Source organism: Kitasatospora sp. NPDC056783 (genome assembly GCF_042789895.1).
Taxonomy (GTDB): Bacteria; Actinomycetota; Actinomycetes; order Streptomycetales; family Streptomycetaceae; genus Kitasatospora.
The window spans coordinates 1-6,947 of record NZ_JBHUAF010000437.1 but is presented as its reverse complement, the minus strand read 5'-3'; the positions used below and the strand labels follow the sequence as shown (position 1 = coordinate 6,947).

Annotated in this window: 4 protein-coding genes; 3 read left to right on the top strand and 1 reads right to left on the bottom strand. The window is 73.9% G+C overall.

Going from position 1 to position 6,947, the window contains the following annotated elements:
• Window positions 1-100: 100 nt before the first annotated feature.
• On the bottom strand, window positions 101-1,876 hold the full coding sequence (locus tag ACFRMQ_RS36090) for a 3-hydroxyacyl-CoA dehydrogenase family protein (RefSeq protein WP_380735053.1): 1,776 nt from the start codon (window positions 1,874-1,876) through the stop codon (window positions 101-103).
• 678 nt (window positions 1,877-2,554) lie between these two features.
• Here ACFRMQ_RS36090 and ACFRMQ_RS36085 point away from each other — a divergent pair.
• The 3 genes from ACFRMQ_RS36085 (at window position 2,555) to ACFRMQ_RS36075 (ending at window position 6,854) form a co-directional block, all read left to right on the top strand.
• Complete coding sequence (locus tag ACFRMQ_RS36085) at window positions 2,555-3,994, top strand: glutamine synthetase (protein WP_380735052.1); 1,440 nt, start codon at window positions 2,555-2,557, stop codon at window positions 3,992-3,994.
• A 3-nt stretch (window positions 3,995-3,997) separates the two neighbouring features.
• Window positions 3,998-5,116: an amidohydrolase family protein gene (locus tag ACFRMQ_RS36080; RefSeq protein WP_380735051.1), complete on the top strand. Its 1,119-nt coding sequence runs from the start codon at window positions 3,998-4,000 to the stop codon at window positions 5,114-5,116.
• Between the two features lie 253 nt (window positions 5,117-5,369).
• A complete protein-coding gene (locus tag ACFRMQ_RS36075) occupies window positions 5,370-6,854 on the top strand; it encodes a S8 family serine peptidase (protein ID WP_380735050.1) in 1,485 nt (494 codons plus the stop codon).
• Window positions 6,855-6,947: the final 93 nt, after the last annotated feature.

Sequence of the window (6,947 nt, the reverse complement as noted above, 5' to 3'; positions counted from 1 at the left end):
CACAGGCCCGGACGGCGACCAGGCCCTCTCCGCCCGTCAGTTCGTCGTATCCGGACAGGATCCGCTCCGCCAGTGCGGCCGCCCCCGGCCTGCGGGGTGGTCACCGGCGCGTGTGGTCGCGGAAGCCGCGGCCGCTCTTGCGGCCCAGGCAGCCCGCCGCGACCAGGTGCTCCAGCAGCGGCGCGGCGGCCAGGCCCGGCTCGCGGAACTCCTGGTGCAGCACCTGCTCGATCGTCAGCGAGACGTCCAGGCCGACCACGTCCAGCAGTTCGAAGGGGCCCATCGGGTAACCGCAGCCGAGCTTCATCGCGGTGTCGATGTCGTCCACCGTCGCGTAGTGCTCCTGGAGCATCCGCACCGCGTCGTTCAGGTAGGGGAAGAGCAGCGCGTTGACGATGAACCCGGCCCGGTCGCCGCACTCCACCGGGTGCTTGCCGACCTCGGCGGTCAGCTCCAGCACGGTCGCGGTGACGTCCGGCGCGGTCAGCACCGTGGAGACCACCTCGACCAGCCTCATGGCCGGCGCCGGGTTGAAGAAGTGCATGCCGATCACGTCCCGCGGCCGCGAGGTGGCGGTCGCGCAGCTGATCACCGGCAGCGAGGAGGTGGTGGTGGCGAGCACCGCGCCGGGCCCGACGACCTTGTCCAGGGCGGCGAACAGCTCCCGCTTGGCCTCCAGGTCCTCGGCGATCGCCTCGACCACCAGGTCCACCCCGGCCAGCCCGGAGTACCCGCCGACCGGGGTGACCAGCGCCAGCGCGGTGTCCCGCTGCTCCGCGCTCATCCGGCCCCTGGACACCGCGCGCTTCAGCGACTTCTCCAGCTGCGCCTTGGCGTTCTCGGCCTTCTCCGGGCCGCGGGCGGCCAGCAGCACCGGGTACCCGGCCTTGGCGAACACCTCGGCGATCCCGACGGCCATCGTCCCCGAGCCGCACACCCCGACGGTGCGCACCTCACGGCCCGGCACCCGGGACAGGGCGGGCCCGGTGGCCGCGTCCACCACCCTGGACGAGCCCGGCGACTCGTAGGTGTAGAAGCCGCGCCCGGACTTGCGGCCGAGCAGACCGGCCGAGACCAGCTGGCCGAGGATCGGGGCGGGCGCGTGCAGGCGGTCCCGGGACTGCTCGTACATGGCCTCCAGCACGGTGTGCGCGGTGTCGACGCCGATCAGGTCGAGCAGGGCCAGCGGGCCCATCGGCAGGCCGCAGCCGAGCCGCATCGCGGCGTCGATGTCCTCCCGCGAGGCGTACCTGGACTCGAACATCGCGGCGGCCTGGTTCAGGTACGCGAACAGCAGGCCGTTCACCACGAAGCCGGCCCGGTCGCCGGCCGCCACCGGCTCCTTGCCGAGGTCGCGGGCGAAGGCGGAGGCGTCCTCGGCCGTCCGCGGGGAGGTCAGCACGGTGCGGACCACCTCGACCAGCTTCATGCCGTGCACCGGGTTGAAGAAGTGCAGGCCGAGCACCCGTTCCGGACGGGTGGTCGCGGCGGCTATCCGGGTCACCGACAGGGCGGTGGTGCCGGTGGCCAGCACGGTGGTCTCCGGGCAGATCCGGTCCAGTTCGGCGAACACCTCCCGCTTCAGCTCCAACTGCTCGGGCACCTCCTCGATCACCAGATCGGCCCCGGCGGCGGCCGCCAGCTCGTGGCCGACCGAGATCCGGTCCAGCAGCCCGGCGCGCTCCTCGGCGGTGAGCCGCTCGCGCTCCACCGCGCGCGCGGTGGCCTCCTCGATCCGGGCCAGCGCCCGGGCGGCGGAGTCCTCGGTGGCCTCGATGCCGATCACCCGGCGGCCGCTCTTGGCGACCGCCACCGCGACGCCGGCACCCATCGTGCCGAGGCCGACGACGGCGACGGTGGGGAAGGGACGCTCCATCTGTCCTGACTCCTAGTCATGAAGGGTCCGCGCGTGCTCCGGTGGGCGCGCCGCCGCGCCCGGACGCCGGGGGCGGCCGCCGCCGGAGGAGGGTTCACCCGCGGGGCTGGGGAGATGACGGGGGTGTCGGCGCATCCGGGCAGGGGCCGGTCCGCTCCGGCCGAACCGCGGATGTGCCGTGGTGCTCAGGCGCTCGAAGGTGAAGGAAGCGGCTCTGATGAGGGGAGGAACCCGGCCCGCCGCGGTTCGCGGCGCCGACCGGTGAAGGCGCACCCGCGCGGGCGCCCGAGAAACGGCGGCCGCGGCCTGCCGCCGGTGCGGCTCCCGAAGCCCGGCGGTGGTGCGTGTCCGGCCACTGTAGCGAAGCTACTCGCGAGTAGGAAGGGGGAGGCGGCGGAAATCCGTTCAGGGCGGGGGCGGGTGATCGCCGGGGCGGCCGGCGCGGGGCGGCTGCGCGACGTGGTTCCCCGCTCACTCGGCTCATCGGCGGAATGGACCGGGTGCGCTCGATCCCCGGTCCCGCTTCGCCATGTTCACGGGGGAAGCGCGGGACGGCGCGGGTGCGGCCGGCCGCCGTGCGTCACCCGGCCACGAACGAGTGAACAGGCGGACGGGCGTCCGTTTGTTCCACTCGATAGGGGAGTTATCGGTACCCGCTCCGCGGGGCAGCATGACGACATGCGCACCGTCACCGCCTCCCAGGCCGCCGAACCCGTCGAGCCGCCCGGCTCCGGAGCCCTCGTGGCCGCCGTGGCGCTGCCGCCGCGCGCCGAGCGGGCCGCGCGGGCCGAGGCCGCCGCCGACCGGCTGCGCACCGCCGCCGTCGAGGCGGTGGCCGTCACCTGGGTGGACAACGCGGGCATCACCCGGGTCAAGGCCGTGCCGCTCGGCGGCCTGGTGCACGCGGCCGAGTGGGGCGTCGGCACCGCGCCCTGCTTCGACGTGTTCCTCGCCGACGACGCCATCACCACCAGCCCGATCATCGGAGGCCCCACCGGGGACCTGCGGCTCTATCCCGACGTCGACCGGCTCGTCCCGCTGGCCGCCCAGCCCGGCTGGGCCTGGGCCCCGGGGGACCGCCACACCCAGGCCGGCGGTCCGCACCCCGGCTGCCAACGGCTGTTCGCCCGCCGGATGGAGGCCGCGGCCGCCGCACGCGGGCTCGGCCTCAAGGCCGGCATCGAGGTCGAGTGGGTGGTCGCCCTGGCCGGGCCCCCGAACGAGCCGCCGCAGTACCCGACGCACGGCCCCGCGTACGGCATGCACCGGCTCACCGACCTCTCCGACTACCTGCGGGACGTCCTGCGCGCCCTCGGAGAGCAGGGGCTCGGCGTGCTGCAGATCCACCCCGAGTACGCCTCCGGGCAGTTCGAGGTCTCGGTCGCCGCCGAGGGCCCGGTCGCCGCCGCCGACACCTCCGTCCTGGTCCGGCACACCGTCCGCGCCGTCTCCGCCCGGCACGGCCTGCGGGTCTCCTTCGCCCCGGTGGTCGAGGCCGGCGGCGTCGGCAACGGCGGGCACCTGCACCTCAGCCTCTGGCGGGACGGGCGCAACCTCGGCCACGGCGGCCCCGGTCCGCACGGCCTGACCGCCGAGGCCGAGGGCTTCCTCGCCGGGGTTCTCGACGCGCTGCCCGAACTCCTGGTGCTGGGCTGCTCCAGCCCCGCCGGGTACCTGCGGCTGGTGCCCTCGCACTGGGCCGGCGCCTACCAGTGCTGGGGCCTGGAGAACCGGGAGGCCGCGCTGCGCCTGGTGACGGGCTCCACCGGGGAACGGTCCGCCGCCGCCAACGCCGAGGTCAAGTGCTTCGACGCGAGCGCCAATCCGTACCTGGCGGTCGGCGGGGCGATCGCGGCCGGCCTCGCCGGGCTGGACCAGCGCCGGGCGCTGCCACCGGAGTTCACCGGCGACCCAGCGGCCGCCGAGCCCGGAACGGTGCCCCGGCTGCCGGCGAGCCCCGCCGAGGCGATCGCCGCGTACGAGCGTTCCGCGGTGCTGCGCGAGGCGCTCGGCGAGCCGCTGTACCAGGCGGTGCTGGCCGTGCGCCGGGCGGAGGGGGAGCAGTACGCGGCCGCCGCGCCGAAGGAGTTGGTCGCGGCCACCCGCTGGCGGTACTGAGCGGTGGCCCACCCGGAGGGGCTCGCGCTGGTCGATCACCACTGCCACAGCGTCGTGGCGGCCGAGCTCGCCGACGACGCCCTGGCGGGGCTGCTCACCGAGTCCGATCGCCCGCCCGCGCCCGGCTGCTCGCCCTTCGACAGCGCGCTGGGCCTGGCCGTGCGGCGCTGGTGCCCGCCCGTGCTCGGCCTGCCGGCGCACGCCCCGGCCGCCGACTACCTGGCCCGGCGCCGGGAGTTGGGGGCGGCCGAGGCCACCGGGCGGCTGCTGGCGGCGGCCGGGCTGGACACCTGCCTGGTGGACACCGGGCTGACCGCCGCCGCGGGCCACGAGCTGCTGCCACTGGCCGAACTCGCCCGGGCCACCGGGGCGTCGGTGCGCGAGGTGGTCCGGCTGGAGTCGGTGGCCGAGACGGTGGCGGCCGGAGCCGAGGCCTGGCCGCGGGCCGTCGCGCAGGCGCTCGGGTCGGCCGCCGCCGGGGCCGTCGCGGTCAAGTCGGTGCTGGCCTACCGGCACGGCCTGGCCGCCCCGGCCGAACGCCCCGCCGGCCCGGCCGTGGTGGCCGCGGCCGGCGCCCATCTGCGCGGCGGGCGCCACCGGTTGACCGACCCGGTGCTGTTGCACCACCTGCTCTGGACCGCCGTGGACGTCTGCGCCGAGCTCGGTCTGCCGCTCCAACTCCACACCGGCTTCGGCGACCCTGACCTCACCCTGCACCGGGCGGACCCGTCGCTGCTGACGGACTTCGTGCGGGCCGCCGAGCCGAGTGGCGTCCCGCTGGTGCTGCTGCACGCCTATCCGTACCACCGGCAGGCCGCCTGGCTGGCCCAGGCCTTCCCGACGGTCCACACCGACCTCGGGCTGACGGCCTCCTACGCCGGGCCGCGGGTGGCCGCGGTGCTGGGCGAGATGCTGGAGCTGGCCCCGTTCGGCAAATTGCTGTTCTCGACCGACGCCTACGGACTGCCCGAACTGTATGTGGTGGGCACCTGTCAGTTCCGGTACGGACTGGGTTCGGTGCTCGCGGGCTGGCGGGCGGACGGTGCCTGTTCCGAATCCGATGCCGAGCGGGTGGCGCGGTTGGTCGCGGCCGGGAACGCGCGTCGGTTGTACGCGTTGTAGCGGCGCGGTCCGCGCTGGTGGCCGGTGGTCCGGCGAGGGCGGCCGCGCGTCGGCGAACCGTCACTTTTTAACAATCTTGTTCTCTGTTACCCCTGTTGACGAGAGGTCTCCTAACCGCACCCCGTTGGTCAACATGTGACGATTAGATGACTACCCCTTGCGCTTATAAGCAAATATTCATTAGCGTCCCGGTCATTCCCTGGCGCACCTGCTCACCGCAGCTGCCGCCTGACGACTCGGGAGGCCAACCCTCATGCGTGTTCCTCGGATCAGCCGTACCCGGTACGCGGCCGTGGGCGTCGTGCTCGCCACGGCAGGCGCCCTCGCGCTGCCGGCCGGCACCGCCGTCGCGGCCCCCGCCGCCGACTCGACGACCGGTCCGCTGATGAGCTACGTCGTCAACACCAAGGCCAACCACGGTCAGGTGCAGAAGGTCGAGAAGGCCATCGCCGGCCTCGGCGGCAAGGTCGTCCAGTCGTACGAGCAGATCGGCGTTGTGGTCGCCCGCTCGACCGACACCAAGTTCGCCGAGAAGCTGCGCCTGGCCGGCGGTGTCGAGTCGGTCGGCGCCAGCCGCACCAAGGGCATCCAGGCCTCCGACCAGGGCAAGGCCGACGTCGCCGCCGAGCCCACCGCCGCGGCCGCGCCGGGCGAGGACCCCTACGAGTCCAACCAGTGGGACATGCGTCAGATCGGTGCGGACAAGGCGCACAAGATCTCGCTCGGCAGCCGCAACGTCACCGTCGGCGTGCTGGACTCCGGCATCGACGCCACCCACGAGGACCTGGCCGCCAACGTGGACGCCTCGCAGTCGGTCTCCTGCATCGACGGCAAGCCGAACACCGACTGGAAGGCCTGGCAGCCGACCACCAGCGACCACGGCACCCACGTGGCCGGCACCATCGGCGCCGCCAAGAACGGCAAGGGCATCGTCGGTGTCGCGCCGAACGTCAAGCTGGCCGCCGTCAAGGTCGTCGACGACGGCGGGTTCATCTACCCGGAGAACGCGGTCTGCGGCTTCGTCTGGGCCGGCGAGCACGGCTTCAAGGTGACGAACAACAGCTACTTCGTCGACCCGTGGATGTTCAACTGCAAGACGGACAAGGACCAGGCCGCGATCTCGGACGCCGTCCGCAAGGCCGTCGCCTTCTCCCAGCGCAAGGGCGTCCTCAACATCGCCGCCGCGGGCAACGAGAACATCGACCTGGCGCACAAGACCGTCGACGTGGCCAGCCCGGACGACACCACCCCCGGCTCCCGCCCGGTCACCAACGACTGCCTGTCGCTGCCGACCGAGCTGCCCGGCGTCGTCGCCGTCTCCGCGGTGGGCTCCGAGGGCGTCAAGTCGTACTACTCCAGCTACGGCAAGGGCGTCGTGACCGTCACGGCTCCGGGTGGCGACCGCCGCTACCAGATCCCGAACACCCCGGACAAGGACGGCCGCATCCTGTCCACCATCCCCGGTGGCAAGTACGGCTACATGCAGGGCACCTCGATGGCCACCCCGCACGTCACCGGCGTGGTCGCGCTGCTCGCCAGCACCTTCCCGTGGGCCAGCCCGGACGAGCTGACCGAGCTGCTGACCACCCACGCCGAGTCCGTCCCGTGCCCGAAGGGCGAGTTCAACCCGGGCGGTGCCGGTGCCTGGACGGCGAAGTGCGAGGGCCGCACGAACGACAACGGCTTCTACGGCGCGGGCCTGGTCAACGCCGAGAAGGCGGTCCAGTGGTGGCGCTGACGCGCTGACCGCGGACACCTCTGAACAGTAGAGCCGGGGCGCGGGCCCACAGGGTCCCGCTCCCCCGCCGCGGTCCCGGCCCGCGGCCCGGTC